The sequence below is a fragment of the Paenibacillus sp. SZ31 genome, assembly GCF_012912005.1.
Classification (GTDB): domain Bacteria; phylum Bacillota; class Bacilli; order Paenibacillales; family Paenibacillaceae; genus Paenibacillus.
This window is the reverse complement of sequence record NZ_JABBEA010000024.1, coordinates 1-15,036: the sequence shown is the minus strand read 5'-3', so window position 1 is coordinate 15,036 and position 15,036 is coordinate 1. Positions and strand designations below refer to the sequence as shown.

Below are 15,036 nucleotides of genomic sequence, written 5' to 3'. Positions count from 1 at the left end.
TATTATAGCGAAAAGGCCTCAGACTGACAACAGCCTCCTGTGTAATCCATACATCATGAGACTGTGCTCAGATTCCAAATTAACGGAATGTCCTCGATTAAACTTAGTTTACTTGCGCGAGCAAACGTTCGATCACCGTATCACGGCCCAGAAGCACGATCGTTTGATTCAGATCCCGTCCATGCGTCTGTCCAGTCAAGGCTACACGAATTGGCATAAAGAGCTGTTTGCCCTTAAAGCCGGTTTCTTTCTGTACTTCCTTGATCAATGCAGCCATTTTACTTGGCGTGAACTCTTCGCTCGCCTGCACTTTATCCGCAAATGCCTTCAGCACGGTTGGCACCTGTTCTTCAGCAAGTACTGCTTCTCCTTCGCTTTCCAGCTCCAGATTGGAGCGGAAGAACACTTCTGACAATTCCACAATATCGGAGGCAGAATTCATCTGCTCCTGATACAGGTGTACCAGTGTATATGCCCATTCTTTTTGTTCAGCAGTCAGCTCAGAAGAAATGCGTCCAGCCTTTTGCAGATGCGGAATGGCCATTTCGGCAATACGTTCCGGGTCAGCATGTTTGATATAGTGGTTGTTCAAATGCGCCAGCTTGTGGGTATCAAATACCGCTGGGCTCTTGGACAGACGTTTTGTATCAAAAATGGAGATCAGTTGCTCTTGCGAGAAGATCTCTTCTTCCCCTTCTGGCGACCAGCCGAGTAAGGAAATGAAGTTAAACATCGCTTCAGGCAAATAGCCGAGCTGATCATACTGTTCAATAAACTGAATAACGGACTCATCCCGTTTACTCAGCTTCTTGTGATTTTCATTCACGATCAGCGTCATATGACCGAATTGCGGCGGCTCCCAGCCGAGCGCTTCATAGATCATCAGTTGACGCGGCGTGTTCGAGATGTGATCCTCCCCACGCAGAACGTGGGATATCTTCATCAAGTGATCATCCACAGCAACGGCATAGTTGTACGTGGGAATGCCATCCTTTTTCACAATTACGAAGTCGCCAGATTCCTTGCTGTTGAACGAAATTGTGCCTTTAACCATGTCATCAAACGTATATGTGCGCTCTTCCGGCACACGGAAACGAATACTCGCTACGCGGCCTTCCGCTTCAAACGCACTAATTTGCTCTGGAGTCAGATCACGGTGTTTGCCCGAATAACGCGGCGTTTCTCCACGTGCTGACTGCTCCTCACGCTCTTGCTCCAATTCTTCTTCCGTGCAGAAGCAATGGTAAGCCAGACCTTTATCCAGCAATTCCTGCGTATATTTACGATAGAGATCCAGACGCTCCGTTTGACGGTATGGTCCATATTCTCCGCCTACATCAATACTTTCGTCCCACTCAATTCCGAGCCATTTCAGGTATTTCAGTTGGCTTTCTTCACCACCGGCAATATTCCGTTTTACGTCCGTATCTTCAATACGAATAATGAATTTACCGTTATTATGTTTGGCATATAGATAGTTAAACAGCGCCGTACGGGCATTCCCGATATGCAGGTGTCCCGTTGGGCTCGGCGCGTAACGCACACGAATTTCCGTGCTCATATGATCCCCTCCGTCACGAATTGATTGATGATATTATACACGTACAAGGCAAACAACGGATTGAGCAGCAATGCCCTCTCCCCGTCCCGGGAATCCCAGTTGCTCTGTTGTTGTTGCTTTCACGTTCACTTGCGTTACATCCGCTTCCAGTGCCTTGGCAATAACCTCAGCCATTTGTGGGATGTAAGGAGCCATCTTCGGCTTTTGGGCAATAATCGTTGAGTCGATATTCCCTAGCTTATACCCGCGATCCTTCACAAGCTGCCATACATGCTCCAGCAATTTCAGACTGTCGGCATCCTTGAATTCTGCATCGGTATCCGGGAAGTGTTTGCCGATATCCCCGAGTGCCAGCGCACCCAAAATGGCATCACTAATCGCGTGCAACAGCACGTCTGCGTCCGAGTGACCCAGCAGTCCTTTTTCATAAGGAATCGTTACTCCGCCAATAATGCACGGGCGTCCCTCCACCAGCTGATGTACATCAAATCCCTGTCCTACACGTATCATCGCTTCTTCTCTCCCCCCAGCAAAAACGCGGCGTATTCCAAATCTTCCGGCGTCGTTAATTTGATATTGGTATAATTGCCTTCCACAACCTTGACCGACATTCCCTGACGTTCAGCCAGCATGGCGTCATCTGTCCCCAGAAATCCGTCCTGCTCGGCTGATTCGTAGGCGGAGAGCAGGGAAGAAAGACGAAAAGCCTGCGGGGTTTGAATGCTCCACAGACTGCTGCGGTCTGGCGTCGCCGTAACGACTCCTTCCGCATTCACTTGTTTGATCGTATCCTTCACGGGAACGGCCAGTACAGCTGCTCCACCGGATATGGCGGCCGCCATGCATCCCTTGATCTGCTCATGGTTCACAAAAGGACGTACCCCGTCGTGAACAAGAACCCAATCCGTCCCAAGTGCCTTCAGGCCTTTATGGACAGAATGTTGTCTCTCTTTCCCTCCGGGGATAACATGGACACGTGAATCCAGTTGGTATTCTTTTACCCAATCCTGGCAGCGTTCAACATCTGCGGCTCCTGTGACCAGCACCATCTCGTGGATCTCGTCCAGCGCAGCAAATACCTCAAGCGTATGTATGAAAACGGGCTTGTCCTGCAGCAACAGAAACTGCTTGCTCTCGGTCGTCCCCATCCGGGTTCCGCGACCTGCTGCCACAATGACAACGCCCCACCCTTTATCCATGCCGCAATCCCTGCCTTGTCTGTCAGTTTATCGTCCAAAGATATACAATATCGTTCAACGATACACTACCCATCATACCGCTTTATTGGGCTTTTTCCAACAGTTTCGGCTTGGCAAAAATCATTCGTCCCGCTGAAGTCTGTAGGACACTGGTCACCAGCACTTCCATCATCATGCCGATATACTCGCGTCCGCCTTCCACAACGATCATTGTGCCATCATCCAGATAAGCTACACCTTGACCATGTTCCTTGCCATCCTTAATGATCTGCACCATAATCTCCTCACCTGGCAGAACGACAGGCTTGACCGCATTGGCAAGATCATTAATGTTCAGCACTGATACACCCTGGAGTTCACACACTTTGTTCAGGTTAAAATCATTAGTGACCACTTTGCCCTGAAGCACTTTAGCCAGTTTAACCAGTTTGCTGTCCACCTCGGAAATTTCCTCGAAATCCCCCTCGTAGATCAGGACTTTTACATCGAGTTCCTTCTGGATTTTGTTCAAAATATCCAATCCACGCCGTCCTCTGTTCCGCTTGAGCAGATCCGATGAATCAGCAATATGTTGCAGCTCCTCCAGAACGAATTCCGGAATTACGATCGTGCCTTCAATAAACCCGGTTTTGCATATATCAGCGATACGACCATCGATAATGACGCTGGTATCCAGAATCTTATGTTCTTCCATCCGTCTATCCTCGTCCACCTCCGGATGACCCCATCGTCCAGACATCCAGAAGGCCCCCAGATCGTCTTTCTTCGCCATGGCAAGGGTGTAGCCGGAATAGGCGCTAATCACCGTCAGCGCCACTTGCAGCACTTCTCCTGCCGTCCCCATCCATCCCACAACAGGGTAGAGTAACAAGGCCACGAGCAATCCTGCAACGGTACCTGCGGCACCCGCAGCCAGTTCGTTCATAGGTACTTTTGCCAATGAATCAATTCCACTATGCAGCCTGTCTGCCATCAATGTACCACCAATGTTACATACAGCCATAAACATTACAGCTCCCAGCAGCGTCGATATACCGGCTCCCAATAATCCTGCGGACTGAATCCACTCCGCCATCCATGGGACCGATTTTCCTGCCAGATGATATGCCGTGTAGCCGAACCATGCACCGCACAATCCTGTAAAAGTTAAAATGCCTTTTTTCCACATTAGTCCCTGCACCTCCTTCAATGTATCTCGAACTTTATATCCAGTATGATCCAATTCCTGAATTGCTAATCCCATCCACAAGAACTTTTTGGAAATGTTGCAATCGTCAGTTGAAAGTAGGTAAATTATTGGCATATAATGAATTCAATTCATATCCCGAGGTGAGTGGCAAAATGAGTACGCTAAGTTTACAGGCTTTCCAGGATCAAGTTTCTGAACTGTTGCTGCGTCATCGCAGCCTGATTGATGTACTGTCCAAAACAGGACAAGCCGGAGCGTCTGTTAACCGTGCCGTGTCCAAAGCCATTACCGAATGCGGCTGCATCGAGCTGCACGCCACCAAGCAGAAATATGCCCCGGAGAGCGATATCGCTCAAACCAAGGGCCTGCTGGAAACGCATGTGGAAGGTGAGTTGTGCGAGAATTGCCGAGAGGTCATTAGCTCTGAACTGGGGCGGAACCTGTTCTACATGTCAGCTCTCTGCAATCTGCTGGACATCAACATGGAAGAGGTCGTGAATCACGAATCACAGAAGTGTTCGACGCTAGGGATGTTTAATCTGTCGTAAGAAGATATGTATGTCGTTCGTAAGGGTTTCTTTTACCGTAAATAGATCTGAATAAACAAAAAGCACGCATTCTCCAGTTCAGGAGAGTACGTGCTTTCTTTGTATAGTGTCTGTCCCCAATGCTCAATGTTTAACGATCGGAAGGACGGGAAGATTTCTCATCCTTGCGCTTTTTGGCCCGATTACGGGAGGCCGCTGTTCGCACATTATGCTTCATTCCATATAAGGCGTATAACACCAGCGGAATAAAGATCAATTTGGATAACTGCTCCGGAAAAATAACAGCTACGGCTATTGCAAATAACACAACCCATGGCGCAATCCAGATTGCCTTACGCGGCAAACCGACCTTTTTGAAATTGGGATATTTAAGCGAGCTCACCATCAGGTACGATAACAGCAACGTAGCAATCATCATACTGATCGGGCCGATATCCTTGTTGAACAAGGACAGTGTTGCTAGCACCCCGCCGGCTGCGGGAATCGGTAAACCTGTGAAGTACCCCGGAATTCCGGGACGAACATTAAACCGAGCCAGACGAATGGCTCCACAGATCGGAAAAGCAGCTGTTGCAATCCAGGCGAGCATCGGCATCGAATCTTGGAATGACACCATAAATATGATCAGGGCTGGTGCTGCACCAAAGGAAACCATGTCAGACAAGGAATCCAGTTCCTTGCCGAATTCGCTTTGGGCATTGAGTGCACGTGCCACTCGACCATCCAGACCGTCCAGCAGCATCGCTACAATGACCATGATAGCAGCCAAACTGTAATTTCCATCAATCGCAAGCAAAATTGCCATCATTCCAAGAAACAGATTACCCAGGGTAAAGAGATTCGGAATGAATCTGGTTAGCATTGTTGTTTCACCTCATCCATTTCAAGCCTTTATATAGGCAAACCCTTACATCTGTCTGTCGATAAACATCTGCTCCTGCAAACGTTTGAGGCCTTCCTTAATGGTCCGGGCACGAACTTCACCAATACCATCCACTTCGTCCAGTTCTTCAATTGTAGCCATAATGACATGAGGCAATTGTTCGAATTGATCCACCAGGTTATGGATAATGACATTCGGCAGGCGGGGGATCTTATTTAATACCCGGAATCCGCGAGGTGCAACCGAATCCTCTGAAGTAGCCGCTGACGAAGGATAGCCGAGCAGACGAACAATATGATGTGCATCCAGCAACTCATCGTCCGACAACCTTTTTAGTCCCACAATAATTTCACGGATTTTGTCATCACTGTCGTCACGGGCATAGTCTTTGTACAGCAACCAAGCTTCTTCTTCCGTTGTACCCACGAGCTCTTCCATTTGCATGGAGATGAGTCGTCCCTCATTCCCGAGTTCATGAATGTATCGTTTGATCTCCGTTTTGATCCGCATAACCATTTCGGTACGCTGAATCACATTGACCACTTCAGGAATCGTCACCAGTTCCTCAAATTCTGAGGCACTCAGATTCGTAAGGGACTGTGTTAATACAGCTTTGTATTTCTCCAGGGTTTGAATCGCTTGATTTGCTTTGGTCAAAATAACCCCGATTTCCTTGAGGGAATAACGAAGCGTTCCCTGATACAGGGTAATAATATTCCGGCGCTGTGATATGGAAACCACCAATTTCCCCGTTTGCTTCGCTACACGCTCTGCGGTACGGTGACGAATCCCCGTCTCAGATGAAGAGATAGATGAATCCGGGATTAACTGAGTATTGGCGTAAAGAATACGCTTCAAATCTTCGCTAAGAATAATGGCACCATCCATCTTGGCGAGTTCATACAGATAGTTCGGGGAGAAATCACAGTTAATCGAGAATCCTCCATCCACCACTTCCATTACTTCAGGGCTGTATCCTACAACAAGCAGTGCGCCCGTCTTGGCGCGCAGCACATTTTCCAGACCTTCGCGGAAAGGTGTACCTGGTGCGATCAGCCTTAACAATTCATTCATATTATCCAGTTGGCTCATATCTTTCATCTTGTTATGCCCCCTAATCTAAAGCAACCGCTAGTGCATCTGCCACGGTATTCACACCGATCAGTTGTATCCCGCGAGGATGTTTCCAGCCCTTTAAGCTTTTTTCTGGTAAAATGACTCGCTTGAAGCCCAGCTTTGCGGCTTCCTTCACTCGTTGTTCGGCCCGTGATACGGCTCGAACTTCACCTGTCAGACCGATCTCGCCAAAGATGACGTCGTCCGGCTTGGTTGGTACATCTCTCAAACTGGATGCAATGCTGACGGCAACCGCCAAGTCTACAGCGGGCTCATCCAGCCTTACTCCTCCAGCTACATTCAGATATGCATCCTGGGTCTGTAAGAACATCCCCATTCGTTTTTCCAACACTGCAATAATCAGATTCAATCGATGCAGATCTACCCCTGTTGCCATACGGCGGGGAGAAGGGAAATGGGTCGTCGAGATCAACGCCTGCAATTCCACAAGCAGAGGGCGTGTACCCTCCATACTGGCAACTACCGTTGAACCTGCTACCCCTAGTGGACGTTCCGACAAAAAGAGTTCAGACGGATTGCCCACTTCACGAAGTCCATCCTCGCCCATTTCAAAAATACCAATCTCATTGGTGGAACCAAATCGGTTCTTCACCGCACGGAGTAAGCGATACGTATGATGACGCTCTCCTTCAAAATAAAGCACGCAATCCACCATATGCTCTAACATACGTGGACCGGCAATGGCACCTTCTTTGGTAACATGCCCCACAAGAACCGTTGCAATGCCTCTGCCTTTGGCAATCCGCATGAACCTTGACGTACATTCCCTTACCTGTGCTACACTACCTGGCGCACTGGTAACTTCGGGAAGATATACCGTCTGAATGGAGTCGATGACAAGAAAATGCGGCTGGATCTGATCCACCGCTTCCTCTACACGTTCCATATTGGTTTCACACAGCACATACAACTCGGCAGAGAGCGCCCCGAGACGATCCGCCCGCAATTTGGTTTGCTTGACTGATTCCTCTCCCGATACATATAACACACGCAAACCCGAATGCGTCAACGCATGGGATGTCTGCAACATCAACGTTGATTTACCGATACCTGGATCTCCGCCCACCAGAACGAGGGAACCTGGAACGATTCCGCCACCCAATACCCGGTTTAACTCTCCGATTCCAGTCTGTACACGCGGTTCCTGACCGCTATCTATATCTATGATAGGAAGCGGTTTATCTTTACTGTCAAACAGGGGAGAATTTCTTCCTTGTGTTTTGACTACCGTCTCTGTTTCTTCCACCATTGAATTCCATGACTGACAACCCGGACACTTACCGTACCACTTGGGGGCTTCATAGCCGCATTCCGTACATTGAAACTTGGTTTTAACTTTGGCCACTTCAGCACTCCTATAATTTAGTTTTATAACAGCATTTTGCATTATTCGACGAATTTTGCCCAAACTCCCTGACGTGCAGGGTTACTAAAAGTTTACCATTGTTTGAGATTTTTCGTAAAGGATTATCGCAAACTTTACACATGTTCCTGACATAATCATGTCCGTCTTCTGTCCAAAATGCAAAAAATCCTCCCCGGCCAAAGCCGAGAAGGATTAAGAATCAATATAAGCTGAAGTTTAACTCCAAAGCTTGCTGTATATTATTTGGTTTCGATTTCCTCATTGGACGGAACTACCACGTCTTTTTTCGTTACAGACAGTGCACCGTTCTCCTCGTCAATGAGTAATGAATCCCCTTTGGTTACGTTACCTGTGAGCAACTCTTCGGACAATTTGTCCTCGATATGCTTCTGGATCGCCCGACGAAGCGGACGCGCACCGTAAGCTGGATCGAAACCTGACTTGGCAAGGAAGGCCTTGGCATTATCAGTGAGTTCGAAATCGACCTCATGTTCGAGCAGTCGTTTACGAAGTTCTTCACTCATCAGCGTAACAATTTCAGCGATGTGTTTTTCTTCGAGTGAGTGGAACACGATAATTTCATCAATCCGGTTAAGGAACTCTGGACGGAAGCTTTTCTTCAGCTCATCCATCACTTTACCCTTCATATTGTCATAATCTGCTCCTGCATCTACAACTGCAGTGAAGCCCAGTGTAGAATTACGTTTGATCGCTTCTGCACCTACGTTGGATGTCAGAATGATCAGCGTATTGCGGAAGTCAACGACGCGACCTTTGGAATCCGTCAGACGACCATCCTCAAGCACTTGTAACAAGATATTGAATACTTCTGGATGTGCTTTCTCGATTTCATCAAGCAGGACTACGGAATATGGTTTGCGACGAACTTTCTCTGTCAGCTGGCCACCTTCTTCGTACCCAACATATCCTGGAGGCGCTCCGACAAGTCGGGAAGTCGAGTGCTTCTCACCATACTCGGACATATCAATCCGGATTACTGCATTTTCATCGCCGAACATCGCTTCAGCCAGAGCACGAGCAAGTTCTGTTTTACCTACCCCTGTAGGGCCGAGGAAAATGAATGAACCCATCGGACGTTTTGGATCTTTAAGTCCTGCACGAGCACGACGAACCGCACGGCTGACAGACTTCACTGCCTCATCCTGACCGATGACACGTTCATGTAGAATAGACTCCAGATTCATCAGACGCTGTGTCTCTTCTTCTTTCAGTTGGTTCACAGGGATTCCTGTCCAGCTGGCTACCACTTGTGCGATATCCTCAGGAGTAACCTCGGAATCGGTGCGACCTTGTTTCTCTTTCCACTGGTTCTTCGTTACATCCAGCTCTTCACGGATTTTTTGTTCCGTATCACGAAGAGCTGCTGCTTTTTCGAACTCCTGACTTTGAACTGCAGCGTCTTTTTCCTTACGGATATCTTCCAGACGGCTTTCCAGTTGTTTCAGGTTTGGTGGGATCGTGTAAGAGTTCAATCTTACTTTGGAACCCGCTTCATCAATCAGGTCAATCGCTTTATCTGGCAGGAAACGGTCTGTAATATAACGGTCAGACAGTTTAACCGCCTGCACAATTGCTTCGTCCGTAATTTTCACGCGGTGATGCGCCTCATAACGGTCACGCAAGCCATGCAAGATTTGAATCGCTTCTTCCGGAGAAGGCTGATCAACAGTAATCGGTTGGAAACGACGCTCAAGCGCTGCATCCTTCTCGATGTATTTACGATACTCATCCAACGTTGTTGCACCAATGCACTGCAATTCTCCACGGGCCAGAGCCGGTTTCAAAATGTTAGAAGCATCGATAGCACCTTCAGCTCCGCCTGCACCAATCAAAGTGTGCAATTCGTCGATGAACAGGACAATGTTACCTGCTTGACGAATCTCATCCATGATTTTTTTCAGACGATCTTCGAATTCACCACGATATTTGGTTCCAGCTACCACTGAACCCATATCCAGGGTCATTACACGTTTGTCGCGCAATGTTTCCGGAATCTCATTCGCAATGATTTTTTGTGCAAGGCCTTCAGCAATCGCTGTTTTACCTACACCTGGTTCACCGATTAATACCGGGTTGTTCTTGGTACGACGGCTGAGTACCTGAATGACACGCTCAATTTCTTTGCTACGTCCAATAACCGGGTCCAGATTGTTCTCTCTCGCATAAGCCGTGAGGTCACGTGCCAGACTGTCCAGCGTTGGTGTGCTTACATTGGCAGGTGTTCCATTATGGCTGGATACAGCTTCACTGCTGCCAAGCAATTGCAGCACTTGTTGACGTGCTTTGTTCAGGCTGATCCCCAGGTTATTGAGCACACGTGCTGCAACACCCTCGCCTTCACGAATCAATCCGAGCAGAATATGCTCTGTGCCTACATAGGTATGACCCAATTTACGAGCTTCATCCATAGACAGTTCAATTACTTTTTTCGCACGTGGCGTATATGCAATGTTGGTAGGTTGCTCTTGGCCACGGCCAATCAGCGTTTCTACTTCATCCTGAATTTTTTCCAATCCGAGTCCCAGGCCGATCAGTGCTTTGGCTGCGATGCCTTCACCTTCACGAATGAGGCCGAGCAAAATATGCTCAGTACCGATGTTATTATGACCGAGACGGACAGCTTCTTCCTGCGCGAGTGCGAGCACCTTTTGGGCCCGTTCCGTAAATCTTCCAAACATCATATCTCCTGCACCTCCATGGTTTTGGATAAAACGAGGGGATTCAAATAACTCCCGTCGTATTCTTCATATCATTTTTGTTTGCAGCCGTGCTGCGAATAAAGTCATTTGGCATTCATACATGCCTTATTATATAAAAGCCGCAATGCGGCATGAAACCATAATTCAATACAATATTAGCTAAACTAAGACTGCTTCGCTGCATTGATCGTATCACGAATCAACTGAGCACGGTAGATGTCACGCTCATCTGTGCGCATATCTTCCCCGAATGTTTTCTGCAAAAATCCCGGCTGAGTCATCACATTCAACTCATTCATTACTGTGATGGTCAATCCATCCAGTAAGCCGAGATCCACGCCAAGGCGTACATCCGATAAGCGCTGAGCAGCTTCCTTCGAATCAACAATAGCTGCATGAGACAATATGCCGTAAGAACGCATGACACGATCCGTAATTCGAAGTCTGGAGTCGGTCATTAAACGTTCTCTGGCTGTACGCTCATGACCAATCATCTGTAACACAACACCATGCAGGTTCTCGATGACTTCCTGTTCGGTCTGTCCCAGTGTAATCTGGTTCGAGATCTGGAACAGGTTACCCATCGCCTCGCTGCCTTCGCCGTATATTCCCCTTACAGTCAATCCCACTTGGGATACTGCGGTTAAAATGCGGCCAATCTGCTGCGTCATCACCAGGGCAGGCAGGTGCATCATAACCGATGCTCTGACACCTGTACCTACATTGGTAGGGCAGCTGGTTAAGTATCCTCTACGATCATCAAAAGCATAATCCACGTGCACTTCAAAAGCATCATCTATTGCGGAAGCTTTCTCCCAGGCTTCTTTCACCTGGAACCCCGGATAGAGGCACTGGATACGAAGATGATCCTCTTCGTTAATCATAATACTGACAGACTCATCCTCACTGAGAATAACCGCACCATTCTTGGATTCATTCGCAAGACTTGGACTGATGAGATGTTTCTCCACCAGCACTCGTTTGTCGAGTTCGTCAATATCGATCAGATCCAACGTATGAAAATCTCCAAAGGCATGAACGTCATCGTATTGAAGTACTTCGCTCAGCTTATTCAGCACCTCTTCCGATTGCTCATTGGAAGCCAGCATCGGAAACGGAACATGCTGAAGGTTGCGTGCGATCCGGACACGGCTGCTAATGACGATTTCGGAATCAGCCGCATCACTGCGCATCCAGTCGCTGAGCGCCTTCTCTGTAAAGCGCAGATTAGGCATTACGCATCCCTCCTACTCATGACAAACTTTACTCCTGAGCTATCTCTTTTTCAAGTCCTCTGATCTGGTCACGGATCTGAGCCGCCTCTTCAAATTCCTCTTGGGCGATGCTCTCCTGAAGCTCACGCTTCAGATCGGCGATTTGCCGTTTCACCTTTATGCGACCACCAGCTCGTGCAGGCACTTTGCCTACATGAGACGTACTGCCATGAACCCGCTTGAACAAAGGATCCAGACGGCTGTCAAAATATTTATAACATGAACTGCAGCCGAACCGACCTATTTTGCTAAATTGTGAGTACGTCATACCACACTCTTCACATTGAAGAGCTTTTGCAGGTGGTGTTCCTGCCGATCCACTTTTGCCGGCTGGATCAAAATCGAGCAACCCGGACAACAGATTGTGAATGGAAAATCCACCTGATGTTCCGGGGATCATCTCCCCTTTTTCACGGGCACATGACTCACAAATATGGAATTCCGTCTTCTCTCCATTCACGATCTTCGTAAAATGAAGTGTCGCCGGACGTTTATTGCATTCTTGGCACAGCATATTGATGTACCTCCTTTGACCCCGATAGTTTTCATTTACCGAGCAAAGATATTAACATCGCCTTCAACATTCTGGCACGAATTTGATCCCGGTAAGGAAGTTTGACCAATATAACCTCTCTAGATACAGCAGCTCGCATCAACCCGGCTTCCCGCTTGCTCAAGAAACGCGCTTCTTCCAGTTGATAGATCAGACCTTCGGCAGCAGTCTGCCCGATCTCATCACCAATACTATGGTGCAAATGATTATGCAGAGCTGATTGGGCCGGTAATTCAATGCGCTGTATGCGAACATAACCGCCACCGCCGCGTTTACTCTCTACAAGGTATCCCTTCTCGATGGTAAAACGTGTGCTGATGACATAATTGATCTGGGAAGGTACACATGAAAATTGATCTGCCAGATCATTACGCTGAATTTCAACCATTCCTTCGGGACTTTCATGCAAAATACTCTTCAGATATCGTTCGATAATATCAGAGATATTACGCATCCAATCATCCTCCACTGTCTGAAACGTTAAGTCAATAAGGACCCACACGCCCCCACAGAGTACACCTTCTCTACCCATTTAACCAATCAGGAAAACAGCGAATCTTGCTTCCACAGACGTCAACAGGAGAGCGAAGGAAGCACGAAGGTCCTTTAATATTTCCTTGATCCTCCGATGAAATGAATCCCGCATATTGGCGACCACGCATCAGATTGTAGAAAGAAAGCTACTTAAGTATTAAACCTTTAGTTGACTTTGACTTTCTTTGACTTTATAACCATTATAGCATATTTTGTGGGTTTGCCAAGTGGGGTCACTATTCATTTTTTACGATTTTACACGAAATATTCCCCAGACACAAAAAAACCTCTCCAAAATTGCTGAAGAAGTCCATTTGTCTTTCAATAACGCCGTATTTCTATATCAGCTAATCAAATTGAATGGAACAGCGGAATAGTCATCAGAAGAAATCAAGCAAATAGGTTTCCCGTTCCGGAATCGCTTGTTCCAAAGCCTTGATTGCTGTGTCAGGTCCTTGAATTCTTCCGATCCGTGCCATTTCCGTTGGTCTGCGATATCCCATCAATATTGCCGTAAGGGATTGAATATCTACCTTAATGGTCTGATCATCAGTGATTGGCTCGGATGTTTTCCATATGGACGCGGTTCCGTTCAGTGCCACATTTAATTGCCATACCCCTTCATTCCACGGAGCGTGGGTATCTTCTACCTGAAGAACAATCTGTACCGGTGAATCCTGGCTTGCAAATGGATACTGAGATATAAACTGCTCCACACTAACGATGCGTGCCATAAAGTAAGGTACAATCTCCTGCTGAATCCGTGGGTTATCCAATTGGAAAGCAAGCGTATCACTGGCTGGTGCCTGCAACGTCACTTCCTGGATCATGGAATCATGATTGGCAATGAAAGTCCAGAGCCCTTGTCTAGCCTCTTCATTCAGATAGATAATCTCTTTAATGGTAAACTTATTTTCCTTTACCTCATATAAAAGATAACCTTGTGCTACATCAGTTTCATCAAAATATACAGCCTTCTGGCTGGTCCCATTCACAAGAACTGAATTCTCCCACCTTGCATCATCCCGGACCAGGGTTCCGTTATAGCGCTCAGCGTAAGCACTGTATACTTGCTTTAATATGCTAAGACCCGGATCGCCACGCCGAATCGTTCCAGGTGTCGCTTTTTTCGAAGGCAAATGTGCTGTAGGCACTTTATATCGTTTAAATTCAACATAGGTCTCCCATCCATACTTCCGATAGAAACCAAAAGAGAATGGATGCAAGAACGATATACTTTGTTTGTTACGGTTCATTTCTTCCAACGCATGCTTCAGCAGACCTGCTACCCAGCCTTTGCGTCTATACTCTGGCCAGGTGGCTACGCCAGCAATACCACCCATCTCGAACGATCTACCATGAATATAGGTCTGAAAAGGAATAATGTGAAGTTTGGCTCCTAGCTGCCCTTCCTCATATACACCCCATATATCCTGTGACGAAAATTGACTCCGTCGCTTTTCTTTTTGTTCTTCACTCATTACCACTTGAAAAGCATATTCGGAAAGTTCCATCGCTGGTTCAAAATCATTTACCGTCAATTTCTGAATTTCCATCTCATCCTGCACCCCGTTCTCTAGAATGTTGAGATCATTTTCAAAATGAAAGTCTGATACGAAATCTATGTATCCACTACTATGAGTGTGTCAGAGGATTCCTGCAAAGTCAAATAAGGGATGCTTTCGCATCCCCTAAAATAAACAAATAAAACCACCACCGAATTACATCGGCAGTGGTTCTTCGCTTGGCGGCGTCCTACTCTCCCAGGACCCTGCGGTCCAAGTACCATCGGCGCTTGAGGGCTTAACGGTCGTGTTCGGGATGGGTACGTGTGGAACCCCTCCGCTATCGCCACCAAACGAGCATTTGTGTAACAAATGCGTTCGCGTTCCATTCGGTCCGACACGGCTGTGTGGATGAATGGTTCAGCGGTTGTTCAGAGTGTTGTTCTCTGAAAACTAGATTCGAAACGAAACATGCGAATTATCACTTGCAAATTGGATAAGCCCTCGACCGATTAGTACTGGTCAGCTCCATGCATTGCTGCACTTCCACCCCCAGCCTATCTACCT

The 15,036-nt window shown here is 47.3% G+C and carries 13 protein-coding genes and 1 rRNA gene; 1 reads left to right on the top strand and 13 read right to left on the bottom strand.

Annotation, left to right across the window (positions count from 1 at the left end):
- Nucleotides 1-103: 103 nt before the first annotated feature.
- The 4 genes from gltX to HF638_RS27020 all read right to left on the bottom strand — a co-directional run bounded on the left by gltX (nucleotide 104) and on the right by HF638_RS27020 (nucleotide 3,928).
- A complete protein-coding gene (gene gltX / locus HF638_RS27035; protein WP_169483034.1) occupies nucleotides 104-1,561 on the bottom strand; it encodes a glutamate--tRNA ligase in 1,458 nt (485 codons plus the stop codon).
- 33 nt (nucleotides 1,562-1,594) lie between these two features.
- On the bottom strand, nucleotides 1,595-2,071 hold the full coding sequence (ispF, locus tag HF638_RS27030; protein WP_169483033.1) for a 2-C-methyl-D-erythritol 2,4-cyclodiphosphate synthase: 477 nt from the start codon (nucleotides 2,069-2,071) through the stop codon (nucleotides 1,595-1,597).
- A complete protein-coding gene (gene ispD / locus HF638_RS27025; protein ID WP_169483032.1) occupies nucleotides 2,068-2,760 on the bottom strand; it encodes a 2-C-methyl-D-erythritol 4-phosphate cytidylyltransferase in 693 nt (230 codons plus the stop codon). The genes ispF and ispD overlap by 4 nt, the downstream gene beginning before the upstream one ends.
- 82 nt (nucleotides 2,761-2,842) lie before the next feature.
- A complete protein-coding gene (locus HF638_RS27020; RefSeq protein ID WP_047841132.1) occupies nucleotides 2,843-3,928 on the bottom strand; it encodes a PIN/TRAM domain-containing protein in 1,086 nt (361 codons plus the stop codon).
- Between the two features lie 173 nt (nucleotides 3,929-4,101).
- Between HF638_RS27020 and HF638_RS27015 the strand changes: the two genes are divergently transcribed.
- The gene (locus tag HF638_RS27015) at nucleotides 4,102-4,497 is read left to right on the top strand and encodes a nucleoside triphosphate pyrophosphohydrolase family protein (protein ID WP_017692049.1); all 396 of its coding nucleotides are present in this window, start codon (nucleotides 4,102-4,104) and stop codon (nucleotides 4,495-4,497) included.
- Between the two features lie 130 nt (nucleotides 4,498-4,627).
- Here HF638_RS27015 and pssA read toward each other — a convergent pair whose 3' ends face one another.
- From pssA to rrf, 9 genes are all read right to left on the bottom strand, one after another.
- Nucleotides 4,628-5,359: a CDP-diacylglycerol--serine O-phosphatidyltransferase gene (gene pssA, locus HF638_RS27010; RefSeq protein WP_169483031.1), complete on the bottom strand. Its 732-nt coding sequence runs from the start codon at nucleotides 5,357-5,359 to the stop codon at nucleotides 4,628-4,630.
- 45 nt (nucleotides 5,360-5,404) lie between these two features.
- Nucleotides 5,405-6,481: a DNA integrity scanning diadenylate cyclase DisA gene (disA, locus tag HF638_RS27005; protein ID WP_047841130.1), complete on the bottom strand. Its 1,077-nt coding sequence runs from the start codon at nucleotides 6,479-6,481 to the stop codon at nucleotides 5,405-5,407.
- 13 nt (nucleotides 6,482-6,494) lie between these two features.
- Nucleotides 6,495-7,862 (bottom strand): DNA repair protein RadA, encoded by a 1,368-nt coding sequence (gene radA, locus HF638_RS27000; protein ID WP_036671578.1) that lies wholly within the window; start codon nucleotides 7,860-7,862, stop codon nucleotides 6,495-6,497.
- Between the two features lie 260 nt (nucleotides 7,863-8,122).
- Entirely contained in the window at nucleotides 8,123-10,585 is a 2,463-nt protein-coding gene (gene clpC / locus HF638_RS26995; protein ID WP_169483030.1) for an ATP-dependent protease ATP-binding subunit ClpC, read from the bottom strand.
- 182 nt (nucleotides 10,586-10,767) lie between these two features.
- On the bottom strand, nucleotides 10,768-11,838 hold the full coding sequence (gene mcsB, locus HF638_RS26990) for a protein-arginine kinase McsB (protein WP_169483029.1): 1,071 nt from the start codon (nucleotides 11,836-11,838) through the stop codon (nucleotides 10,768-10,770).
- A 28-nt stretch (nucleotides 11,839-11,866) separates the two neighbouring features.
- The gene (gene mcsA / locus HF638_RS26985) at nucleotides 11,867-12,391 is read right to left on the bottom strand and encodes a protein-arginine kinase activator protein McsA (protein WP_169483028.1); all 525 of its coding nucleotides are present in this window, start codon (nucleotides 12,389-12,391) and stop codon (nucleotides 11,867-11,869) included.
- A 31-nt stretch (nucleotides 12,392-12,422) separates the two neighbouring features.
- The gene (locus HF638_RS26980) at nucleotides 12,423-12,884 is read right to left on the bottom strand and encodes a CtsR family transcriptional regulator (protein WP_169483027.1); all 462 of its coding nucleotides are present in this window, start codon (nucleotides 12,882-12,884) and stop codon (nucleotides 12,423-12,425) included.
- A 460-nt stretch (nucleotides 12,885-13,344) separates the two neighbouring features.
- On the bottom strand, nucleotides 13,345-14,520 hold the full coding sequence (locus tag HF638_RS26975; RefSeq protein WP_169483026.1) for a GNAT family N-acetyltransferase: 1,176 nt from the start codon (nucleotides 14,518-14,520) through the stop codon (nucleotides 13,345-13,347).
- A gap of 186 nt (nucleotides 14,521-14,706) precedes the next feature.
- A 5S ribosomal RNA gene (rrf, locus tag HF638_RS26970) occupies nucleotides 14,707-14,823 on the bottom strand.
- Between the last annotated feature and the right edge of the window lie 213 nt (nucleotides 14,824-15,036).

Bases quoted from the DNA above. Each gene is read 5' to 3' on its own strand.
- gltX (WP_169483034.1), bottom strand. From the start codon at position 1,561: ATGAGCACGGAAATTCGTGTGCGTTACGCGCCGAGCCCAACGGGACAC.
- ispF (WP_169483033.1), bottom strand. From the start codon at position 2,071: ATGATACGTGTAGGACAGGGATTTGATGTACATCAGCTGGTGGAGGGA.
- ispD (WP_169483032.1), bottom strand. From the start codon at position 2,760: ATGGATAAAGGGTGGGGCGTTGTCATTGTGGCAGCAGGTCGCGGAACC.
- HF638_RS27020 (WP_047841132.1), bottom strand. From the start codon at position 3,928: ATGTGGAAAAAAGGCATTTTAACTTTTACAGGATTGTGCGGTGCATGG.
- HF638_RS27015 (WP_017692049.1), top strand. From the start codon at position 4,102: ATGAGTACGCTAAGTTTACAGGCTTTCCAGGATCAAGTTTCTGAACTG.
- pssA (WP_169483031.1), bottom strand. From the start codon at position 5,359: ATGCTAACCAGATTCATTCCGAATCTCTTTACCCTGGGTAATCTGTTT.
- disA (WP_047841130.1), bottom strand. From the start codon at position 6,481: ATGAAAGATATGAGCCAACTGGATAATATGAATGAATTGTTAAGGCTG.
- clpC (WP_169483030.1), bottom strand. From the start codon at position 10,585: ATGATGTTTGGAAGATTTACGGAACGGGCCCAAAAGGTGCTCGCACTC.
- mcsB (WP_169483029.1), bottom strand. From the start codon at position 11,838: ATGCCTAATCTGCGCTTTACAGAGAAGGCGCTCAGCGACTGGATGCGC.
- mcsA (WP_169483028.1), bottom strand. From the start codon at position 12,391: ATGCTGTGCCAAGAATGCAATAAACGTCCGGCGACACTTCATTTTACG.
- HF638_RS26980 (WP_169483027.1), bottom strand. From the start codon at position 12,884: ATGCGTAATATCTCTGATATTATCGAACGATATCTGAAGAGTATTTTG.
- HF638_RS26975 (WP_169483026.1), bottom strand. From the start codon at position 14,520: ATGGAAATTCAGAAATTGACGGTAAATGATTTTGAACCAGCGATGGAA.